The sequence below is a fragment of the Gemmatimonadaceae bacterium genome (genome assembly GCA_019752115.1).
In the GTDB taxonomy this organism is placed as follows: Bacteria; Gemmatimonadota; Gemmatimonadetes; order Gemmatimonadales; family Gemmatimonadaceae; genus Gemmatimonas.
This window is the reverse complement of the sequence record JAIEMN010000008.1, coordinates 1-20,943: the sequence shown is the minus strand read 5'-3', so window position 1 is coordinate 20,943 and position 20,943 is coordinate 1. Positions and strand designations below refer to the sequence as shown.

The window sequence follows — 20,943 nt, the reverse complement described above, 5'->3', positions numbered from 1 at the left end:
CAAATGCCTCGGAAGGTCTCAGAACCCGACGCCGCGCTGACTGGCTTCGATGAACGTGAGGAAGTGATCGACTTCGGGAATGATCGTCATCTCCGCGCGCGCCTTCTCGATGCCCTGCGACAGGTTGAGATCGGAGCGGAAGCAGAAACGGTAGGCCTGCTTGAGCGCCTTGACCACGGCGTCGTCGAACCCACTGCGCTGCAGCCCCACCGAGTTCAGACCGAACAGCTTGATCGGATTGCCCACCGCGCGCACGTACGGAGGCACGTCCTGCGATACGCGCGAGCAGCCCCCGATGAACGAGTGCTTGCCGATGCGCGCGAACTGGTGCACGGCGCAGAGCCCCGAGATGATCGCCCTGTCCTCGACCTGCACATGACCGGCGAGCTGGGTGCCGTTCGAGATGATCACCGAGTCGCCCAGGTGACAATCATGCGCGAGATGCACATAGCTCATGAGGAAACAGCCCTTCCCCACCCGCGTCGTGATCGAGTGCGCCGTCGCCCGGTTGATCGTCGCGTACTCACGAATGGCCGTATCGTCGCCGATCTCCACCCACGTCTCTTCGCCGCGATACTTGAGATCCTGTGGATCGCCACCGAGGATCGCCCCGATGCCCACGTGGACGCGCTCGCCGAGGCGCACGTTGCGCTCGAGCGTGGCGCGAGCCGCGAGGCGCGTGCCGGTGCCGAGGGTGCACTGTGGGCCGACGATGGCCCACGGCCCGATCTCGATGTCGTCGCCCAGCTGGGCCGACGGATCGACGATGGCCGTGGGGTGAATCTTCACACTGGACATTGAGCGTTACCGATCGCGAATGGTGGCGGCCATGTCCGCCTCGGTGGCCACCTGCCCGTCAACATACGCCACGCCCTTCATGCGGCAGATCGCGCCGCGCATCTGGGTGACCTCAAGCTCGAAGCGCAGCTGGTCACCCGGCTTCACCGGGCGGCGGAACTTGACGTTGTCGAGCGTCATGAAGTACACGACTTTGCTGGCCGGATCCTGCACGGTGCGCATGAGCAGCATGCCGCCCACCTGCGCCATGGCTTCGATGATCAGCACGCCCGGCATGATCGGATGTCCGGGGAAGTGCCCCTGAAAGAACGGCTCGTTGATCGTGACGTTCTTCAGGCCCACGATCCGCTTGCCTTCCTCGAGCTCGAGGATGCGATCCACGAGGAGAAACGGATAGCGGTGCGGCAGCACCTGCATGATGTCTTCGATGTTGTACAAGGCAGGCTCCCGGACGGCGTGTTGCACCAACGCGCGCACCAGGGCAACAGTGCCCCGGTGACTGGGTTTGTGGGCCACGATGCGGGCCCGAAGGCGCGCACCAGCGAGCACGAGATCGCCCACGCAATCGAGCGCCTTGTGCCGCACGAATTCATCCGACCACCGCAGCGTGGTCTCCACCAGCCCCTCGGCGTCCATCACCACCGCATTCGCCGTCGAGGCTCCCTGAATCAATCCCTTTCGGCGCAGCGCGTCCACTTCATGCAGGAACCCGAAGGTCCGCGCCGCCGCGAGCTCCGAGCGGAACGTGGCTTCGGTGACCTGATAGGTGCCGCGCTGCGGGCCGATCAGCGGGTGCGGAAAATCGATCGAGACATCGAGATGGCAGCCGAAACACGGATGCGCCTCATATACCGACTCGCCGTCCTCCACGCGAATCGACTTGCGCAGCACCAGCCACTCGGGGCGGCCCTCCTGCGCCACCAGCCCGGCCTGCTCGAGCGCCGCCACGAAGGGCTGCGCGCTGCCGTCCATGATGGGCGGCTCCGGGCCGTCCATGTCGATCAGGAGGTCGTCGATCGCGAGCCCGCCGACCGCCGCCAAGACATGCTCCACCGTGTGGAGCGCCGCCGCCCCCGTACCCAGCTGCGTGCGCCGCTCGGCCTCAACCGCGACGTCCACCCGCGCCGGCACCAGCGGGGCCTCCGGCAGGTCCACGCGACGAAACACGATGCCCGTGCCCGACGCGGCCGGACGAAAGGTCAGGCGACAGGGTTGGCCCAGATGGAGGCCGATGCCTTCAACGGCGGCCTCCCCGGCAATGGTGCGACGACTCACTCCGAGGCTCCGGGCGTAGACGGCGAGGCGGTGGAAGGCGCCTCGTGGGAGGCCAGCAGGCGCTCCAGCGGGCGAATGAGCTTGGCCAGCCGCACAAGCGCCGCCTGCGCGCGCAGCTGCTCCTTGTGCGGACGCGCCGGATAGCCGGACCACGTTTCCCGCGCCGGGACATCGCCGAACACGCCCGCCTGGGCCGCGATCGTCGCCTGCGCGCCGATCGTCAGGTGCCCGCCGATGCCGACCTGCCCGCCGATGCGCACGCCATCCTCAATACGCGAGGACCCGGCGATGCCCGTCAACGAGGCCACGAAGCAGAAGCGGCCAATCCGTACGTTGTGCCCGATCTGCACGAGGTTGTCGATCTTGGTGCCGGCGCCAATGATCGTATCATCAACGCTGCCGCGATCCACGCAGCTGTTGGCGCCGATCTCGACATCCGCCCCCAGCACGCAGCGCCCGACGTGGGGAATGCGCGCCACGCCCGTCGGCTGCGGCACGAAGCCGAATCCTTCACGGCCGACCTGCGCGCCGGCATGCAACACCACGCGGTCGCCCAGCTCGACGAACGGATACACCACCGCATGCGGGAAGAGACGCACGTCGCGCCCGAGCACACTGCCGGCGCCGACGCTGGCGCCGTCGCCGATCCAGCAGCCGTCACCGAGCACCACGTCCTCGCCAATCACCGCGTAGGGATCGATGGTGACGCCCTCGCCAAGGCGGGCGGAGCGAGCCACGACCGCCGTCGGATGCACCCCGGCCGCGCGCGGCGCCCGCCGATGGAACCGCGCCAGCAGCGTGACCAGCGCATCCATGGGCTTGTCAACAATGATGCGCGTGACCGGTCCACCCTCGGCGTGCTCGAACGCGGGCGCCGTGAGAACGACGCCGGCCCGTGACGCGGTGAACCACGCGTAATAGCGCTGATGCGCGAGGAAGCTGAGCTCGTCCGCACCCGCCCGATCGAGCGGCGCGATCCCGCGCACCACAATCTGGCCGTCGCCGATGAGGCGTCCGCCCACCTGTGCCGCAACGTCAGCGGCGGTGATGGGCACCTGCCCATCACCGCCGCCCGTGACCGTCATCCCGCCGGGCGACGAATCGCTCACGCCGTGGGCGGCTTCTTGGTGCTGATGCCCGCCGGCGCCGTGGCCGGACCCGTCGACGGCTTCGCCGTGGCCGGCGCGGCCATCTTCGGGGCGCTCAGACGCAGCTTGGCCACCACGCGGTCGGTGATGTCCAGGTTCTTGTCGGCCGACACGATGTACGGCATCTCGACGGCCACGTCGAAGATGAACGCATAGCCGCCTTCAGCGCGCACATCGTCGAGCGCCTTGCGGATGCCGTCCATGATCGGCGCCATCAGCTCCTGCTGACGCGTCTGCGCCTGCTCCTGCAGCTTCTGCGCCTGCGTCTGCCAGGCCTGCTGCTTCTCGGTGAGCACCTTGAGGCGCGCTTCCTTCGCCGCGCCCTGCAGCGTGGGCTCTTCCTTCGCCCACCCTTCCTGCAACGCCTGCAGCGAATCCTGCAGCTTGTTCATCTTGTCGCGCAGCGGGCCCATTTCCTTCTCGTAGGCCGCTTCGGCCTCGGTGCGCCCGGGCGCGCTGGCCATCAGCGCCTGCGAGTTGACGTACGCGAACTTCTGCTGGGCCTGAGCCGCAGTGGAGGCGCTCACAAGGAGTACGCAAGCGCCTACGAAGGAGGAGAAACGCATGAGAGGAGTGTCCTGAGTTTAGAAGAGCTGGCCGAGACGGAAGTGGAACTGCCAACGCGGGTCCTTCACGACCAAGCCAGTGGTGAGATCCACTCTTGTCCGGTCGAAGCCGTACGCCATGTCGAGCCCGAGCGGGCCGAGCGGCGTCACGGTTGATACCCCGAATCCGACGGATCGGAAGAGGCGGGTCGGGTTGATCTGACGCGCGGACGCCCAGTTGTTGCCGGCATCCGAGAACACGTTCGCGTAGAACATCTGATTGAAACGGATACCGATCTCCCCGGTCATCGTCATGAACGCATTGCCGAAGGACGCCGGGTCCGACCGATACTGGTCCACGTTCGGGTTGAAACCGGTCGGCGTGATCGAGAACTCCGGATAGCCACGGAGCGCCTGACCGAACATCACGCCACCCACCGAGAACTGCTGCTGGAAGAAAAAGGGCCCGGAGTTGCCGAACAGCGCCCCGGCCTTCGCCTGCAGCCCCAGCGTGACCTTCACCGGCTGCGAGCCCGGCGTGCTGCCGCCGAACTGCCCGAGCAGCGCGTACGACCGGATTTCCGTATCGACGCGCTGGAAGTTCACCGTGCCGCCGAGCAGGCCGCCGGTGAAGTCGGTGTTGATCGAGCGCAGCGATCCCTGCGTGGCAAACGGCATGTCCACACGCGTGTCATACTGGTAGCCGAGGCCGATGCTCGAACGGAAGCAGTTCCGCTGGCAGGTGCTGTTCTGCACGAAGCCCGACGTGAAAGTCGTGGCCTCCCCGGTGTACGACAGCGCGAGTGACGAGAAGTAGTTCCAGGGCACCGGCAGGCCGAGACGGAACGAGCTGCCCGTGCGCACATTCTGCCCGAGGTTGCCGATCACGAAGCGCGACTGCGTACGATAGGCGCTGAGCGCGCCCGACATACGCGTGCCCTTGAGCGCCGGGTCGGTGTAGGTCGCCGTGAAGTCGTTGAAGAACCGGCCGTACTGCCAGTTCACCTTCCCCTGCTTGCAGTTGCCGAAGAGGTTCGGCTGTTCGAGCCCGACGAACCCGCCGAAGCCCACGCCCCCCTGGCCCATCGACGCACCGAAGTTCACGCTGCCGGTGCGCTTCTCCTTCACCTTGAAGACGATGTCCACATCGCCCTGATCGTTGATCGGCTTCGAATCGGGGAACGGCAGCGGCGACTCGAAGAAGTTCAGGTTCCCGATGCTCTGGTAGCTGCGGATCATCTGCTGCTGGCTGAATGGGCCGCCGGGGACCATGAAGATCTGTCGGCGGATGCACTCGTCCGACGTATAGTCATTGCCCTGGATCTCAATGCGGTTCACGATGGCCGGATTCCGCTCGTCGATCTCCCAGCGGAGGTTCACCGTGGGCACCGAGTCCGTCCCTTCCTTGCGCCGCTCGACCACCGGCCGCACCTGCGCGTACAGGTAGCCGTTGTTGCGATACTCGTTGTTCACCTTCTCGAGGGCGTCGTCCCACTTGTGCTGGTCGAACATCCCCTCGGGCGCGGCGGCCTCACGCTTGATGAGCGCCTTGACGCGCTGCGTCAGCGTCGGATCGTAGCCGGCGAACGGATAGAACGCCTTGAGCTGCTCAGTGGGGAAGCGACGGTTGCCGGCAATCTCGAACGTGCCCACGCGATACTGCGGGCCCTCCTGCACACCGATCTGCACGAGGCCTTTGCCGCGCTCACGGTCCACGATCAGCGTGTCCTTGGTGATGCGCATGTCCACGAAGCCGAGACGCGCATAGAGCCCCGGAATGCGCTCGCCGAGGTCACCGACGTACTTGTCCTCGTCAAACTCACCCTTCCGGAACCAGAAGAAGCCTTCCGGGCGAATCTTCATCGCGCCGGCAATCTCCTTGTCCTTCACGCGGCGATTGCCTTCGATGTCGATCCCCGAGATCGCCAGCCGTCGCCCTTCGTCGATGCGATAGGTCAGCCCGATGCGCCCATCCTCGAGCGGCGTCGAATCGATGGTCACACGCGCCAGGTAGTAGCCATTCGCCTCGTAGGTGGAGTCGATGCGCGCGCGCGCCTTCGCCACCTGCATCGGATCGATGGGCCGGCCGATCAGCAGATCGACCTTGTCCTTGATGGTGCGCTCGGAGATCGCGCTCGGCCCGATGACCTTGAGGTCACCGAGGAGCGCGCGCTCCTGCACGAGCACAACCATGAGCACCTTGCCGGCCACACTCTCGACGTCGCACGCCATGCGCACATCGTCGAACAGGGCCAGGTTATAGAGCGCCTTGATGCTGCGCTGCACCGCGGGAAAGCTCAGCGGGGCGCCCGGCGCCAACCCGAGCTCGGCGCGGATTCGCGCCTCGGCCACGTTCTGGTTGCCGCGAATCGCCACCGAGTCGGGCGTGGCGCAGCGACCCGTAATCTCCTGCGCCGACACGACGGCAGGAGCGGCCACGGTCACCACGGCCGTCAAGGCGGCCGCACAGACCTGGCGGAGGGACCGAACGAAAGGCTTCAGGGGAGCGCTTCTCAGCATAGCCTTGGAATATAACCGGATACCGGGGGTGGAGGGGGCACCCGAGGCCCCCATCCGCCGGGACGAATCCCGCGGCAGGTCGTACCCCGGAAACAGACAAACGGCCGGTCTCCCTACGGAGACCGACCGTCGTCTGACACCCATTCCCGGGCCGGGCGTTGCCGGCCGGGCCACCCCGCCCGTCCCCGGTCGCCTTACGCCTGCGGCGTGGGCGACAGGACCCGGAACTCGAGCTTCTCCTTCTCGGTGGTCGAGACGGCCACCTCGATCTCGTCGCCCTTCGAGAACTCACCCGTCAGGATCTTCTCCGAGAGCGGATCCTCAACGTAGCGCTGGATCGCCCGCTTGAGCGGACGGGCGCCGAAGTGCTCGTCGTGCCCGTGGTTGACCAGGAACTCGGTCGCCTCGGGGGTGAGCGCGATCTTCATCTCCTCCTCGGCCAGACGCTTCTGCACGTCGGCGAACAGGATGGACACGATCTGCGAGATGTGCTCCTTCCCGAGCGGGTGGAACACGATCACGTCGTCGAGGCGGTTCAGGAATTCGGGATTGAAGACCCGGCCCATCTCTTCCTTCACCTTGTCCGAGATCCGCTCGAAGTCCCCGCGCGAGTCCTGCGTGGCGAAGCCGAGCGACTTGCCCTTCGTGATGTCCTTCGCGCCCACGTTCGACGTCATGATGACGACGGTGTTCTTGAAGTCGATCACGCGGCCGTAGTTGTCGGTGAGGTGACCCTCATCGAGCACCTGCAGCAGGATGTTGAACACATCCGGATGGGCCTTCTCGATTTCGTCGAGGAGCACCACGCTGTACGGCTTGCGACGCACGGCCTTGGTGAGCGTGCCGGAGTCCTCGTAGCCCACGTAGCCCGGGGGCGCGCCGATCAGGCGCGACACCGAGAACTTCTCCATGTACTCGCTCATGTCGACGCGGATCAGCGCCGAGGCATCGGCGAAGAGGAACTTGGCCAGCGAACGCGCCAGCTCCGTCTTACCGACACCGGTGGGGCCGGAGAAGATGAACGAGCCGATCGGCCGGCGCGGATCCTTGAGGCCCGCGCGGCTGCGGCGAATGGAGCGGGCGAGCGCCTTGATGGCCTCGTCCTGTCCGACCACCGTCTGGTGCATCTCCTCTTCCATGCGCAGCAGGCGCGACGTTTCCGCTTCCTGCAGGCGCGTGACCGGGATGCCGGTCCAGCGGCTGACGATAAAGGAGATCTCGTCTTCGCCAAGCGTGGGGCGGAACGACTGCCGCCGCTGCTCCCACTCCTCCTGCTTCTTGCGGATCTGGGCCTGCACTTCGCGCTCGTTGTCGCGGAGCGACGCCGCGCGCTCGAAGTTCTGGTCGCGCACCGCCGCTTCCTTCTCGGCGTTGATCGCTTCCAGCTGCTCCTTGAGTTCGGCCACTTCCGACGGCGGCACCTGCGCGGCCAGACGCGCGCGCGCGCCGGCCTCGTCGATCACGTCGATGGCCTTGTCCGGCAGGAAGCGGTCGGTGATGTAGCGCTCCGACAGCTTGGCCGCGGCCAGCAGCGTCTCGTCGGGGATGTTCACCCGATGGTGATCTTCGTACTTCTTGCGCAGCCCCTGGAGGATCTGCACGGTCTCATCGATCGAAGGCGGCTCCACCACGACCGTCTGGAAGCGACGCTCGAGGGCCCCGTCCTTCTCGATGTACTTGCGATACTCGTTCAGCGTGGAGGCCCCGACGCACTGCAGCTCACCGCGCGCGAGCGCCGGCTTGAGCATGTTGCTGGCGTCGATCGCCCCTTCGGCCGCCCCGGCGCCGACGAGCGTGTGCAGCTCGTCGATGAACAGGATGACCTGCTTGTTCTGCGCGATCTCGTTCATGACCGCCTTGAGGCGCTCTTCGAACTGGCCGCGATACTTGGTGCCGGCGATCACCGCCGCCATGTCGAGCGACAGGACGCGATGATCCCGCAGCGAATCCGGGCAGTCGCCGTTCGCGATGAGCTGCGCGAGCCCTTCGACGATGGCCGTCTTGCCCACCCCCGGCTCGCCGATGAGCACCGGGTTGTTCTTCTTGCGCCGCGTGAGGACTTCCATCACGCGCTCGATCTCCTTGGCGCGCCCGATCGTCGGATCGAGCTGGCCTTCCGCGGCCAGCTGCGTCAGGTCGCGGCAGAAATGATCGAGGGCCGGCGTCTTGGACTTCTTGTCGCCCTTGGCCGGTGCGGCCGACGGCGGGGCGCCCGCGCCCGCCTTCTCGGCCGGCGGCGTCGGTCCGCCCTGCGGCATTTCCGTCCCGAGCAGGCGCAGCGTTTCCGCGCGCGCCGCATCGAGATTCACGCCGGCATCGGTGAGCACCTGCGCCGCGATCCCCTTCTCCTCACGCAGCAGGCCGAGCAGCAGATGCTCCGTGCCCACGTAGCTGTGATTGAGATCGCGCGCTTCGGCCATCGCGAGCTCCAAAACCTTCTTGGCGCGCGACGTATACGGCAGATCCGGGCCGGTGGCCTGCGCCGCCTTCCCCTTCTTGACCGTGTCTTCGATCTTCTGCGTGACGTCGTCGAGATCGACGTTGAGGTTTTGCAGCACCGCCGCCGCAACGCCCTCACCCTCACGGATCAGCCCGAGCAGGATGTGCTCGGTCCCGACGTACTCGTGATGGAGGCGCGCCGCTTCTTCGCGCGCCATCGCCAGCACCTTCCGCACCCGCTCGGTGAAGTTGTAGCCGTTCATCGTCCCCTCAGGGTCGTTGGGAAGCGGATCATTCGACGCCGCCGCCTTCGCTCACGAGCACCTGCCGCACGTATCGCGCGCGCGCCAGGTTGGCCTCGCTCTCCGTCAGCACCTTCCCCTCACCATGCGAGAGGTGCGCCGACTGCGCAAAAATCAGGAGCTTGTTGAGAGTGTATACACTGAGCCCAGTGATCAGTTTCAGGCCGACCGCCAGGCGCACCCCGCTCAGATAGTTCATGGCCTCGTCGAACGTCAAGCTGCGGGCATACCGCAGCGTGCCGTAGGCGCGCCACAACTTGTCCTCGATAATATACCCAGCGTCCCGCACCAGCACACGACGCGCTTCTTCCTCGCGCTCGATCGTATGACGTACGACGCGCACCAGCAGGTCCTGTAACTCCTCCTCGGAACGCCCCAACGTCGTCTGATTCGACAACTGGAAGAAATTCCCGACGACCTCACTCCCCTCGCCGTACAGGCCGCGGTAGGTGAGCCCCATCTGCTGCAGGCCGGCTAGGACCTTCCCGATCTCCTTGGTCAGGACCAGCCCCGGTAAATGGATCAACACCGACGCCCGCAATCCGGTGCCCGCGTTGGTGGGACAGGCGGTCAGGAAGCCGAATTCCCGATGGAACGCGTACGGGACCTGCCCCCCGAGCTCCTGATCCAGCCGCTGGACGGCTCCGAACGCCTCCGGCACGGCAAAGCCCGACCGGAGCGCCTGAAGCCGCAGATGATCCTCCTCGTTCACGAGGAGCCCCACCGACTCGCCCAGAAACACCGCCGCCCCGCTGCGGACCGGGTGCTGGGGATCCAGCCCGGCCAGCTCCTTGCTGACCAGATGCCGCTCATGCAGCAGCTGCCGGTCAACCGTCGGGAGCTCCTCCATCCGGACCAGCAGGCTCCCGGCGAGACTCGGCACGCCGGTGAGCGCGTCACGGACCTGCGCGAGCATCCGGAGCCGCTCCCCCTCGCGGGCCCGCCCGGTGAAGGCATACCCCGAGACGTTGCGCGCCAGCCGCATGCGGGTCGAAATCACCACATCGCTGTTGGGCCCCGACGCATCGAGCCACCGGACGCCGCCATCGGGGAGCAGCGACAAATCGAGACCAGGTCGGGGGGCTGTCATGCGACCGGACTCTCCAGCACCCGGATACGATCACGCAGCTCCGCCGCGAGTTCGAACTGCTCCGCCTCGATCGCGCGCCGCAGCCGGTCGCGCAGATCATGCAGGCTGTCGGGCTTCTCCAGCAGATGCGCCACCGGCGCCTCGTAGCGCACCCCCACATGCCGCGAGCTGCCATGCAGGCGCCGCAGCAATTCGCGCAGACTGCGCTCCATGGTGTCGTAGCACGACGGGCAGCCCAGACGTCCGGTCGCCTTGAAATCGCGCGACGTGGCGCCGCAGAACGCGCACTGTGCGGCATCGCCGGCGGTCGTGGGCGCCTGCTGCTGGACCGCCTGGAGGATGTCCCCGAGCGGGTGCTGCGGCACCGCCAGCGTCGTCTCGACGCCCTTGGCGGCCGCGCACTTCTCACACAAATGGAGCTGCGTGACCGCGTTGTCCACGATCCGCGTCAGATGCACGACCGCGTCGCGCTCCTTGCAGTTGTCGCAGAGCATCAGCTCCCCACCGTTCGATGTCCGTCTGACGGCACCAACTTGCCCCCCTCCAACAATAGCGTCCGATCGGCCCGCGCAGCCAGCGACTGGTTGTGCGTCACCACGACCAGTCCGAGCGACTGATCGCGGGCCAACTCGGCAAACAGATCGTGCAACTGCTCGGCGTTGTGCCAGTCGAGGTTGCCACTCGGCTCGTCGGCCAGGAGCAGCGCCGGGCGGGCCGCCAGCGCGCGCGCCACCGCCGTGCGCTGCTGCTCGCCCCCGGACAACGCCGCCGGACGATGATGCAGCCGCGCCGACAGCCCCACGCGCTCCAGCAGTGCCGTCGCGCGCGTGCGCGCCTCCGCCTCCGCCACCCCGCCGATCCGCAGCGGCATCATGACGTTCTCGAGCGCCGAGAACTCGCGCAGCAGATGATGAAACTGAAACACGAACCCCACGGCACGGTTCCGGAGCGCATCCAACCCCTCGTCGGACAGCGATCCCACCGCCTGGCCGGCCAGGCGGATCTGCCCCGCCGACGGCCGCTCCAGCGCCCCGAGGACGTGCAGGAGCGTGCTCTTCCCGGCGCCGCTCGCGCCCACGATCGCCACCATCTCGCCGCGCTGGACCGTCAGCCCGACCTCGTCGAGCACGCGGATCACGCCCCCGTCGCCGCCCGTGAACTCCTTCACGAGCCCCTCGGCCTCGATGACCGGCGCATCCGACGCAGCCGCGCCCCCCGCCCGCAGGTCATTCATGACGGATGGCCTCGACCGGATACAGCTTCGCCGCCTGCGAGGCGGGATACAGCGTCGCCAGCGCCGAGATCGCCAGACTGGCCACCACGATCATCACGACATCGAGCAGCTGCATGGCCACCGGCAGATGATCGATGAAATACACCGACGGATCGAGCGCGATGAGCTGATACTTCTCGAGCAGGAGCGCCACCGCGAGCCCCAGCACGAGCCCGCCGAACGTGCCCACCGCACCGACCACCACGCCCTGCATGAGGAAGATCCGCCGAATGCTCGTGGCGGGCATCCCCATCGCGCGCAGAATCCCGATTTCGCGCGTCTTGTCGGCCACGACCATGGTCAGCGTCGACACGATGTTGAAGGCTGCCACGAGCACGATCAGCAGCAGGATGACGCTCATCCCCAGCTTCTCCAGCTTGAGCGCCTGAAAGAGCGAGCGGTTCTGCTCCTGCCAGTCGAGAGCCCGCACCGGCGCATCCACCGAGGCGCGGATGGAATCCGCCACCGCGGGCGCGGTCCAGCGATCGCGCGTGCGCACCTCGATACCGGTCACATCGTTGCCAAAGCCCGCGAAGCGCTGGGCGACGGGCAAGTCGATGTAGAGATACGCATCGTCGTACTCATACATGCCGGTCTCGAACACGCCGCTCACCACCACGGTATCCACTCGCGGAATGATCGCGCCGGTGCTGGCGTTCATCTCGAGCCCCGCCGCGCCGAACAGCACGACAGTGTCACCAGGAAACGCATTGAGCTTGCTCGCCAGCAGCTTGCCCAGCACGGCGCCCGGCAAGGCGATGCTGTCACGGCGGAACGAGAAGTCTCCCAGAATGGCATGCGACCGGATCGTCGTGACGTCGCTCCCCGCGGAGTCCGCGGGGTGGATGCCGACGATCTGCGTGCCGGTCTGGTAGCCCGAGAGATTCCGCACGAGCCCCTGCGTCGTGATGAACGGCGCCGCGCGCACCACCCCCGGCACCTGCATCACCTTCGTGCGCACGGCGGGCCAATCCACCATGCGCATGTCCGAGCCGTACGGCAGCACCCGCAGGTCGGGGCTCCCCACGAGAATCTTCTCGCGGAGGTCCCGCTGCAGGCCGTTCATGACGCCCATGATCACGATCAGCGCACTGACGCCAACCAGCACGCCGCCGATGGCGATCACGCTGATCAGCGACAGCAGACGCGACCCGCGACGACTGCGCAGGTAGCGCCATGCGATGCCGAGCTCGATGCCCCTCATCGTCCGCTGGCCCGGATCACTCGGGGCGCATCGTCGGGAAGAGGATCACGTCGCGGATGTTCGCCGTATCGGTGAGATACATGAACAACCGGTCGATACCGATGCCCACGCCACCGGTGGGCGGCATGCCGTACTCCATCGCCCGCAGGTAATCCTCGTCCACGCCGCTCGCCTCGTCGTCACCGGCCGCGCGCAGCGCCGCCTGCGCCTCGAAGCGCTCGCGCTGATCGATGGGGTCATTGAGCTCGGAGAAGGCATTCGCGAGCTCCTTGCCCTTCGCGAACAGCTCGAAGCGCTCGGTGATGCCCGCCGGCCCGCCACGCTTGGGCTTGGCAAGCGGCGAAAGCTCCTTCGGATAATCCACCACAAACGTCGGCGTATCGATCTTCGATTCGACCAGCGCCTGGAACATCTCGTCGAGCACCTTCGGGCGGCTGAGCGTGGCGACCTTTGCCACGCCGATGCGCTCGGCGGCGGCCCGCAGCTCGGCATCGCTGGCCGTCATCACATCGAGCCCCGCCGCCTTCGACAGGCTGGGGACCCACTCGATCCGCGGGAACGGCGTGCTGAAGGTCGGGACCTTCTCGCCCACGCCCGGAATCGCACGCACGGCATCGGCCGCCGCCACCAGCAGCGACTCGACGCGCCCCATCATGGTGGTGTAGTCGGCGAACGCCTCGTAGAACTCGAGCATCGTGAATTCCGGATTGTGCGTCCGGTCGATGCCTTCGTTGCGGAAATCGTGGCCGATCTCATACACGCGCTCGAAGCCGCCCACGATGAGGCGCTTGAGATACAGCTCGTCCGCGATGCGCAGATAGAGCGGCATGTCGAGCGTGTTGTGATGCGTGATGAACGGCCGGGCCGCCGCGCCGCCATAGAGCGGCTGCAGCACCGGCGTCTCCACCTCGAGATACCCCAGCGCGTCGAGATGCCCGCGGATCGTGCGCGTGAGCGCCGAGCGCGCCCGAAAGAACGCGCGGACTTCGGGATGGACAGCCAGGTCGGCGTAGCGCTGGCGCGCCCGCTGTTCGGTATCGGCGAACGCCGAGTAGCGGACGAGCTGCCCGTCGACCATCTGCTCCTTGCCGAGCGGCAGCGGGCGCAGCGACTTGGAGAGCAGTTCGACGTGGCTCACCTTGATCGTGGCCTCACCGGTGCGCGTCCGCATCATCGTGCCGCCTACACCGATCCAGTCGCCGAGATCGTAGTCACCCAACTGCGCGAACAGCGCGTCGCCCAGTTCATCCTTGCGGAAGTAGAGCTGCACGCGCCCGTCCATGTCGACCAGGTGGGCAAAGGCCGTCTTGCCCTGGCTGCGCCACGAGACAAGGCGCCCCGCCACGCGCACCGCCGGCCCCTCCTCCGCGTCGCCCAGCGCGGCCACGGCGGCACTCGCCGTGTGCGTGCGATCGAAGGAGTAGCCGAACGGCTCCACGCCACCGGCCCGCAGGCGCTCGAGCTTCTCGCGCCGCGCCTTCATCACGAAGTTGAGTTCTTCGCGCTTCTGCTCGGCGGTCAGTTCAGGTTCGGCGCCCGGATTCAGCGTCTCGTCGCTCACGACACGCCTCCCTCGGCGCCGGCCGCGCTCTCCTGCTTGAGATACGCCTGAATGAACGGATCGATATCGCCGTCCATCACCTTCTGGACGTCGGCGATCTTGAGCTCGGTGCGGTGGTCGTTGACCATCGTGTACGGTTGGAAGACGTAGCTGCGGATCTGACTGCCGAACGTGACGTCCTGTTTGTTCGCATCGAAGGCCGCCTTCACGGCCGCCTGCTTCTCCGCCTCGAGCTGATACAGGCGGTTCTTGAGCTGCTTCATCGCCGTCGCCTTGTTCTTGAACTGCGACCGCTCCTGCTGCGAGGCGCACACGATGCCCGTCGGCAAGTGCGTGATGCGCACCGCCGAGGACGTCTTGTTGACGTGCTGCCCACCGGCGCCGGACGCGCGATAGACATCGATCTTGAGATCCTCTTCGCGGATCTCGATGTTGATCTCTTCGTTGACGACCGGATAGACGAACACCGACGCGAAGCTCGTGTGCCGGCGCGCCTGCGAATCGAAGGGCGAGATGCGCACGAGCCGATGCACGCCCGACTCGGGGCGCAGGAAGCCGTACGCATACTGGCCCTTGATCTCGAGCACGGCCCCCTTGATGCCGGCCTCTTCGCCTTCGGACAGGTCGAGCATCTCGAGTTCGAACCCCTTCCGCTCGCACCAGCGCGTGTACAGGCGCTGGAGCATCGACGCCCAATCCTGGGCCTCGGTCCCGCCGGCGCCGGCGGAAATCTCGAGCTGCGCGTCGCGGAAGTCGTCCTTCCCGCGGAGCAGCGACTTGAGCTGATACGCCTCGACGTCGGCCTTGATGCGCTCCACTTCCGCATCCAGGTCGGCGTTCATCCCCTTGTCGGGCTCGAGCTGCAGCAGCTCGTCGAGCTCCCGGGCGCCCTCGATGCGGCCGGTGAGCGAATCCATCGGCTCCACCCAGCCCTTGAGCATCTTCACCTGCTGCACGATGTCCCGCGCGTGCTCCTGGTCGTTCCAGAAGGCGCCGTCGGACATCTCCTCCTCGTACGCGGCTAGCGTCGAGCGCTTGGAGTCGATGTCAAAGATACCTCCGCATCTCAGTGAGCTGCTCGTCCGCCCACGCGAGCACCTTCAGGCGTTCGCCGTCCTGCATGTCATCCTCCACGTACGACGCGAGCCGCTTTCCGCGGTGGAAAGCGGCCCGAAATTGTCTGCTGCCTCTCCGATGCCCAAAGCTATCGGATCCGGCGGGCGGATAACAGTCGTGCGGCGCTCGGAGCCGGCCTAGAAGAGGCGGCGGCCGCCGGCGAGGATCTCGTTGAGCGCGTCCTGGAAATGCGGGGCCCCTTCGGCCACATCGCGACCCACCTGCTCGACATACTCCTCGTAGCTCTTCTTGATCTCCTCGCGGAAGAGCTGGCGGAGCGTCCCGTCGCGCAGCCCTTCTTCACGCTTGGCCGGGTGATAGGCCACGAGATCGGACACGAGCGCCCGGGCGAGGCGTCGCGCCCGCTGCGACGGGTCGGCCCGCAGGAACGGGTTGATCGTGCGCTTGCTGCCCGCCGGCGTCGGCACCATGGATGGCGCCGGGGCGGCCGGGGCGACGGCGGTCGCGGCTGGCGTCCCGAAGGCGGGGGTCGAGCGCGTTGGCGATCCCAATGCCGGTGCGATCCCCGAGAACGTGGGCGTGGCGCGCGGCGGCACCGAGATCACCGCCGGCGGTGGCGGTTCCGTGGCGCGATCCGCTTCCGCCGCGGTACCGAGCGCCGGCGTGGAGAACGCCGGCGTCCGGCGCATCGGCGGCGCGAACGCAGGCGCCGCCGGCGGCGAGACCGGCGCGGCGGAAGCCAGCGAAGGCGCGATGGCGGCGGGCGCACTCGGTGTCGGCAGGCTCGCCGGGACCGACGGCGTCGGCCGCGGCACCGCAAGGCTCGCCGCCGAAGGCGTCACCGACACGGGCAACGTGCCCGCCGCAATGGCGATGATGCCGCCACACACCGAGCACCGCGCTCGTACGCCGGTTGCCGGCACCTTGGCCGGGTCCACACGAAAGACGGACTTGCACTCCGGGCAATTCACCGTCATGACGCGCCTCCCACCACACGCAGCCCCACGCGCTCGTCCGCACGCACATCGGCCCCATGCGCGGTATCCACCGGCGCCTCATCGCGGCGCCGATCCACAGCCCACACCGAGCCCGGCAATGTCTTCGCGTAGCTCTTCATCTCCGTCGCCAACTCGCTCACCTCGATCGCTCGCGTGAAATGGCGCCGCTGATTCGTGACCACGCCCACTGACAACGTCATCAGCGGCACGCGGTGCAACTGTCCCCGGCGGTCCTTGCCGAAGAAATATCCCACTCTGCGATCCTGCTCGGAATACTGCCAGGGGATCAATTCGTCGAAGACATGCACGATTTCGTCGCAAACCCGGGGGGCCGCCGCCAGCGGGACCGTAAACAGGAAATCGTCCCCCCCGATGTGCCCGACGAACCCCTCGCCGCCGCACAGCCCCGTGACCACGTCGTGCAGGATCCGCGCGACCAGCCGAATGACCTGATCCCCGTGGTGATAGCCGTAGCGGTCGTTGAACTCCTTGAAGTGATCGAGGTCGGCGTAACAGGCCGCGAACTTCTCGCCGCTCGCCACCCGGCGGGCCAGCTCGGCCTCGATCTCCCGGGCCCCCGGCAGGCGGGTCGACGGATGGACATCGGTGTCGCGGTCACTTCGGCGCAGCAGGGCGCCGGCCCGGGCGGCCGCCTCCTCCTCGGAGACATCCTCGCGCAGCACCTCATCGGCGCCCGCCGCGAAGGCCGCGGCAAAGCGACTGGCATCGGTGAGCACCAGGACGGGTACGATCCCCGTATAGGCATCCCGCTTCAGTCGCCGGCAGGTCGCCAGCGTGGCATCCGCCCACGCCGCGTCGCCACGGCCGTCCAGCACGATGACGCGGGGGCGCGACTTGAGCGCCGCCGCCACGATCTCCTCCGGGCGCCCGGTCGCCTGCCGCGGTCCGCCCAAGGCATCCAGCCACGCCGATAGCCACGCCGGTTCCTCCCGACCATCGGTCAGGCGAAGCGCGGTCTGGTCTAGGAGGGCGAGCGACATCCGGGCGGCGGATTCGGGTGGGGACCATGCCGGCGCCGGAACCTCCGGTCGCTCGGGACGGGCGCACGTTCCCCTTTGTCAGGAGACGATCCACATTCGCGCTTCGCCACGTGAACGCCAGAGCTCGTCGTGACGAAACGCACACGCCACGTGAGGATTTTCTCAGCTGGTGACGTGACGTGACGGCGACGCCGGTCGCGAAACGGTGCGCGGCCTCGCCGGGGGACCGGCAGTGGCGCTCAGCGCGCCCGCAAACCGATTAGCAGTTGCGACTGCCCGGTGGGCGTCGCGGCGTAGTCGGTCGTGACGCCGTCGAGGCGAAGGCCGCTGGTCCGCCCCTCCTTGCCCGTGCCGAAGCGGCGGACCCGCACGCTGATATAGGCGTCGATCAGGCTGCTCAAGTGGTTCATCGCGACCACGCCAAGCAACGTCGTGGCGCGCTGATAGCTCCGATTCGCACTGCGGATTGTCTGACGATAGACGTCCTGCTGCAGCTGCTGATCGCGCCAACTCCACCGATACTCATCGGTCACCGCCGACGCGAGATAAAACGCGAGCGCCCGTTGATACTCGGGGCTGTTCCTGGCCGGCGTGACGTTCGGATTGGCCCAGTAGTTCTGCCGCGCGAGCAGCCAGCGCGCGCCGTTGTACGTGGTCGGATCCGTCTCCGGTTCCACCGCGCCACTCGACGCTTTGCTGTACGCACCACTCTCGAGAAATTTCTCCATCGACTCGTAGTAATCCCACGTGCCGATGCGCGTTCCCCCGTACGGCTTGCGCGCCACCTCGCTCGCGAGCTGCCGATACGCGCCGCGATCCCGGTTGCCGTCCCGCTCCGCGGCGAGATACTGAATCACGAGAAACGCTTCCGCTGCCACGTAGGCCACGCTGCGCGGTTGCTTGAGCATCGACTGCCCCGCCCCCGGTACGGCCAGCGACGCGAGCGGCGCCCACCACGACGCGGGCGACGCCGAGGGCGCCGGTGTCAGCGCCGGCTTCGTGCTCGGCGAGGCGCGGCCGAGGCCCGCCCGCGTCTCGCGCGGCTGGGCGAGGAGCCATGAGGGCGCGGCTCCCAACAACAGGGCGCCGGCGAGCACGAGCGGCACACGTTCACGGCGCATCAGAAGCGCGCCCGCAAGGTGAAGTAGGTCGCCGACTTGCCCGATTGACTCGAGACGGCGTCGTAGCGCTGCGCGAGGTCAACGCCAAAGCCTTGCCGCTCATACCCGAAGCCAAGCGACGGGCCCTTCCCCTGCCCCGGCTGCTGCCGATAGCCGGCCCGCACGAAGAGCTGATGGTCGTACGCCAGGGTCATCCCGACGCCGCCAGCTGCGCCATCGAGCGCGGGGGCGTGCACCACATCAGCCGCCACGTCGAGCGTGGTCTTGCGCGCCGCCAACGCCTTGCTCGGCACCTGCACGCGAATCCCCATCTGCACCACGCGCGGCAGGGGGTCCGCCTGTTCGGCGTCCTTCACCTGAAGCGCGGGCCCCAGATTGCGTACCGAGATCCCGACCGACACCGGGGTGGTCGTGGGCAGCGCATACTGCGCGCCGACGTCCAGGGCGCTGGTGGAGCCAGAGATCACCGGCTGATCGCCACACGAGCCGCTGCACTGGAAGCGCAGCATCGCAAACTTGTAGGTCAATCCCGCGCTGAGGCGGTTCCCGATCGGTGTCGCATACGACAGCGCGAGCTGGTAGTTGCGATTGGTGATCGTGCCGACCGGCTGGCCGTTCAGATCGGTGGCCTGCTGATCACCGTAGTTCACCAGATACGCCGACGCCGCGAGCGTCCCCAGCACCTTGGACGGGCGGGTGAAGGTGACCATGTCGGTGGTGGCCACCACGGTCTGGCCGTGATGCAGCGCGAGATCGCCACGCGCCATGCGCGCGAGCGCCGCGGGATTCCACCAGATCCCTTCGCTTCCGAGCGTCGTATCGGCGGCAACCGCCTCGCCCTGCCCGACCGCGCGTGCGCCGAAGGGCATGAGCAAGTACAGCCCACCGTTCTGCGCGGCGGCAGGACGGGCCAGAGCGCTCAGCATGACGACCAGCGTCATGGTGAGCCACAGCCGGATACGACGCCCGGACATCAGGGCCGCTGTTCCGGGTCGCCGTACCCGAGGCGGCGGACCGCACTCCGGTTCTTGCGCCAGTTGGGCAGGACCTTGACCCACAAGTCGAGGTAGACCGGTTGGCCGACGAAGCGCTCGATCTTTTCCCGAGCGCTCTTCCCAAGCTTCTTGATCTGCTGGCCGTTGGCTCCGATCACGATTCGCTTCTGGCTGTCGCGTTCAACGTGCAGGACGGCCCGAATGTACAGCGGTGATGAGCCTTCGCGAAACTCCTCAATCTCACACGCGAGCGCGTGCGGGAGCTCGTCACCCAACTGATCCAGTGCCGTTTCCCGCACGAACTCGGCGCAGAAGAATCGCACCGGTTGCGTGGAGATCTCGTCGTCCGGATAGAGATACGGACTGACCGGCAACTTGCCGGTGATGGTGCTCACCAGCGTATCGACCCCACTGCCGCTCGTCGCCGACAGAAAGACGGCGTCGGGATGCAGGACCTGGAGTGCCTCGCGCTGATCGGCGGTGAGGAGATCTGCCTTGTTGAGCGCGAGGATGGTGACGGCGCGAGGCGCGTGGTCGAGTTGCGCCGCGTGTTGGAAGCTTTCGGGAATGGTGCCGCTGGCGTCGACGACATGCACGAGCACATCGGCATCACGCACCGCCGCGAGGGCGGCATTGCGCATGGCGCTGTGCAGGGTGTCGCGGGGCTCGAGCAGTCCGGGCGTATCGAGAATGACCATCTGCGCATCGCCCTCGGTGCGAATCCCGACGATGCGATGGCGGGTGCTTTGCGCCTTGGCCGAGGTGATGGCGAGCTTTTCGCCGACCAGTCGGTTGAGGAGGGTGGACTTCCCGGCATTGGGGAAGCCGGCGACGGTGACGATACCGGCGCGGGTCACGGGTGCGCCGCCGGTGCGGGCACGGGGCGCGTGGTGACCTGGGGGGCGAAGAGAGCGATCATAGGCAGAGACCCAAGTATATACACGAACCCCCCATCCCTCGCAGGGAGGGACGGGGGGTTCGAAGGGGTGCCGGCGACGGCCTACTCTCCCGCGAGCTCTCGCCCGGAGTACCATCGGCGCTATCAGGCTTAACGACCGTGTTCGGGATGGGAACGGGTGTGGCCCTGACGCTCTAGTCGCCAGCGAATCGGGAGCCCGAGGGCTCAAGATTCGACAAACGGAAGGGGTGATCATGGGGCAGCATCGCCACTCCGGGCGAGTGCTGCAAGACGTGCGTGTGCTCTGCGGGATTGCTTCGTCCATGGTGGTAAAACCATGGGGGAGTCAAGCCGCACGGGCGATTAGGACAGCTGCGCTCGGAACGTCTCGCGACGCTTCCACGTGCTGCCTATCGACGGAGTAGTCTCCTCCGGCCCTTCAGGGAGCTCAAGGCTCCAGGGAGAATTCATCTTGGGGGGCGCTTCCCACTTAGATGCTTTCAGCGGTTATCGCCACCGACCATCGCTACCCGGCGTTGCAGCTGGCGCCACAGCCGGGACACGAGCGGGTCGTCCGACTCGGTCCTCTCGTACTAAAGTCCGCTCCCCTCAATTCTCCAACGCCCACGACGGATACAGACCGAACTGTCTCACGACGTTCTGAACCCAGCTCATGTGCCACTTTAACCGGCGAACAG

General features: G+C 67.0%; 17 protein-coding genes and 2 rRNA genes. All 19 read right to left on the bottom strand.

Annotated features, from left to right (window positions below; genetic code table 11):
* Positions 1 to 18: 18 nt before the first annotated feature.
* Positions 19 to 798: an acyl-ACP--UDP-N-acetylglucosamine O-acyltransferase gene (lpxA, locus tag K2R93_03930; protein ID MBY0488969.1), complete on the bottom strand. Its 780-nt coding sequence runs from the start codon at positions 796 to 798 to the stop codon at positions 19 to 21.
* A gap of 6 nt (positions 799 to 804) precedes the next feature.
* On the bottom strand, positions 805 to 2,073 hold the full coding sequence (locus K2R93_03925; protein MBY0488968.1) for a bifunctional UDP-3-O-[3-hydroxymyristoyl] N-acetylglucosamine deacetylase/3-hydroxyacyl-ACP dehydratase: 1,269 nt from the start codon (positions 2,071 to 2,073) through the stop codon (positions 805 to 807).
* Entirely contained in the window at positions 2,070 to 3,182 is a 1,113-nt protein-coding gene (gene lpxD, locus K2R93_03920) for a UDP-3-O-(3-hydroxymyristoyl)glucosamine N-acyltransferase (protein MBY0488967.1), read from the bottom strand. Before lpxD ends, K2R93_03925 begins: the two co-directional genes overlap by 4 nt.
* Complete coding sequence (locus K2R93_03915) at positions 3,179 to 3,748, bottom strand: OmpH family outer membrane protein (protein ID MBY0488966.1); 570 nt, start codon at positions 3,746 to 3,748, stop codon at positions 3,179 to 3,181. The genes lpxD and K2R93_03915 overlap by 4 nt, the downstream gene beginning before the upstream one ends.
* Before the next feature lie 57 nt (positions 3,749 to 3,805).
* Positions 3,806 to 6,205 carry an outer membrane protein assembly factor BamA gene (gene bamA / locus K2R93_03910; protein MBY0488965.1) on the bottom strand — a complete coding sequence of 800 codons (2,400 nt, stop codon included), beginning with the start codon at positions 6,203 to 6,205 and terminating at the stop codon, positions 3,806 to 3,808.
* A 275-nt stretch (positions 6,206 to 6,480) separates the two neighbouring features.
* On the bottom strand, positions 6,481 to 8,988 hold the full coding sequence (locus K2R93_03905) for an ATP-dependent Clp protease ATP-binding subunit (GenBank protein ID MBY0488964.1): 2,508 nt from the start codon (positions 8,986 to 8,988) through the stop codon (positions 6,481 to 6,483).
* Between the two features lie 28 nt (positions 8,989 to 9,016).
* A complete protein-coding gene (locus tag K2R93_03900; protein MBY0488963.1) occupies positions 9,017 to 10,117 on the bottom strand; it encodes a protein arginine kinase in 1,101 nt (366 codons plus the stop codon).
* On the bottom strand, positions 10,114 to 10,611 hold the full coding sequence (locus K2R93_03895) for a UvrB/UvrC motif-containing protein (protein ID MBY0488962.1): 498 nt from the start codon (positions 10,609 to 10,611) through the stop codon (positions 10,114 to 10,116). The genes K2R93_03900 and K2R93_03895 overlap by 4 nt, the downstream gene beginning before the upstream one ends.
* Positions 10,611 to 11,351, bottom strand: a complete 741-nt coding sequence (locus K2R93_03890; GenBank protein ID MBY0488961.1) for an ABC transporter ATP-binding protein — start codon at positions 11,349 to 11,351, stop codon at positions 10,611 to 10,613. The genes K2R93_03895 and K2R93_03890 overlap by 1 nt, the downstream gene beginning before the upstream one ends.
* Positions 11,344 to 12,594 (bottom strand): ABC transporter permease, encoded by a 1,251-nt coding sequence (locus K2R93_03885; protein ID MBY0488960.1) that lies wholly within the window; start codon positions 12,592 to 12,594, stop codon positions 11,344 to 11,346. Before K2R93_03885 ends, K2R93_03890 begins: the two co-directional genes overlap by 8 nt.
* Before the next feature lie 16 nt (positions 12,595 to 12,610).
* Entirely contained in the window at positions 12,611 to 14,077 is a 1,467-nt protein-coding gene (lysS, locus tag K2R93_03880) for a lysine--tRNA ligase (protein MBY0488959.1), read from the bottom strand.
* A gap of 74 nt (positions 14,078 to 14,151) precedes the next feature.
* On the bottom strand, positions 14,152 to 15,225 hold the full coding sequence (prfB, locus tag K2R93_03875) for a peptide chain release factor 2 (protein ID MBY0488958.1): 1,074 nt from the start codon (positions 15,223 to 15,225) through the stop codon (positions 14,152 to 14,154).
* Between the two features lie 183 nt (positions 15,226 to 15,408).
* Positions 15,409 to 16,209, bottom strand: a complete 801-nt coding sequence (locus K2R93_03870; protein ID MBY0488957.1) for a zinc-ribbon domain-containing protein — start codon at positions 16,207 to 16,209, stop codon at positions 15,409 to 15,411.
* On the bottom strand, positions 16,206 to 17,102 hold the full coding sequence (locus K2R93_03865) for a GGDEF domain-containing protein (GenBank protein MBY0488956.1): 897 nt from the start codon (positions 17,100 to 17,102) through the stop codon (positions 16,206 to 16,208). Before K2R93_03865 ends, K2R93_03870 begins: the two co-directional genes overlap by 4 nt.
* Before the next feature lie 368 nt (positions 17,103 to 17,470).
* Complete coding sequence (locus K2R93_03860; protein ID MBY0488955.1) at positions 17,471 to 18,352, bottom strand: hypothetical protein; 882 nt, start codon at positions 18,350 to 18,352, stop codon at positions 17,471 to 17,473.
* A complete protein-coding gene (locus K2R93_03855; GenBank protein ID MBY0488954.1) occupies positions 18,352 to 19,326 on the bottom strand; it encodes a PorV/PorQ family protein in 975 nt (324 codons plus the stop codon). Before K2R93_03855 ends, K2R93_03860 begins: the two co-directional genes overlap by 1 nt.
* Positions 19,326 to 20,204 carry a GTPase Era gene (era, locus tag K2R93_03850; protein MBY0488953.1) on the bottom strand — a complete coding sequence of 293 codons (879 nt, stop codon included), beginning with the start codon at positions 20,202 to 20,204 and terminating at the stop codon, positions 19,326 to 19,328. Before era ends, K2R93_03855 begins: the two co-directional genes overlap by 1 nt.
* 130 nt (positions 20,205 to 20,334) lie before the next feature.
* A 5S ribosomal RNA gene (gene rrf, locus K2R93_03845) occupies positions 20,335 to 20,451 on the bottom strand.
* 136 nt (positions 20,452 to 20,587) lie between these two features.
* Positions 20,588 to 20,943, bottom strand: a 23S ribosomal RNA gene (locus K2R93_03840); the annotation flags it as partial.

Bases quoted from the DNA above. Each gene is read 5' to 3' on its own strand.
- K2R93_03905 (MBY0488964.1), bottom strand. From the start codon at position 8,988: ATGAACGGCTACAACTTCACCGAGCGGGTGCGGAAGGTGCTGGCGATG.
- K2R93_03900 (MBY0488963.1), bottom strand. From the start codon at position 10,117: ATGACAGCCCCCCGACCTGGTCTCGATTTGTCGCTGCTCCCCGATGGC.
- K2R93_03885 (MBY0488960.1), bottom strand. From the start codon at position 12,594: ATGAGGGGCATCGAGCTCGGCATCGCATGGCGCTACCTGCGCAGTCGT.
- K2R93_03860 (MBY0488955.1), bottom strand. From the start codon at position 18,352: ATGCGCCGTGAACGTGTGCCGCTCGTGCTCGCCGGCGCCCTGTTGTTG.
- K2R93_03870 (MBY0488957.1), bottom strand. From the start codon at position 16,209: ATGACGGTGAATTGCCCGGAGTGCAAGTCCGTCTTTCGTGTGGACCCG.
- lpxA (MBY0488969.1), bottom strand. From the start codon at position 798: ATGTCCAGTGTGAAGATTCACCCCACGGCCATCGTCGATCCGTCGGCC.
- K2R93_03895 (MBY0488962.1), bottom strand. From the start codon at position 10,611: ATGCTCTGCGACAACTGCAAGGAGCGCGACGCGGTCGTGCATCTGACG.
- lysS (MBY0488959.1), bottom strand. From the start codon at position 14,077: ATGAAGGCGCGGCGCGAGAAGCTCGAGCGCCTGCGGGCCGGTGGCGTG.
- K2R93_03855 (MBY0488954.1), bottom strand. From the start codon at position 19,326: ATGTCCGGGCGTCGTATCCGGCTGTGGCTCACCATGACGCTGGTCGTC.
- K2R93_03890 (MBY0488961.1), bottom strand. From the start codon at position 11,351: ATGAATGACCTGCGGGCGGGGGGCGCGGCTGCGTCGGATGCGCCGGTC.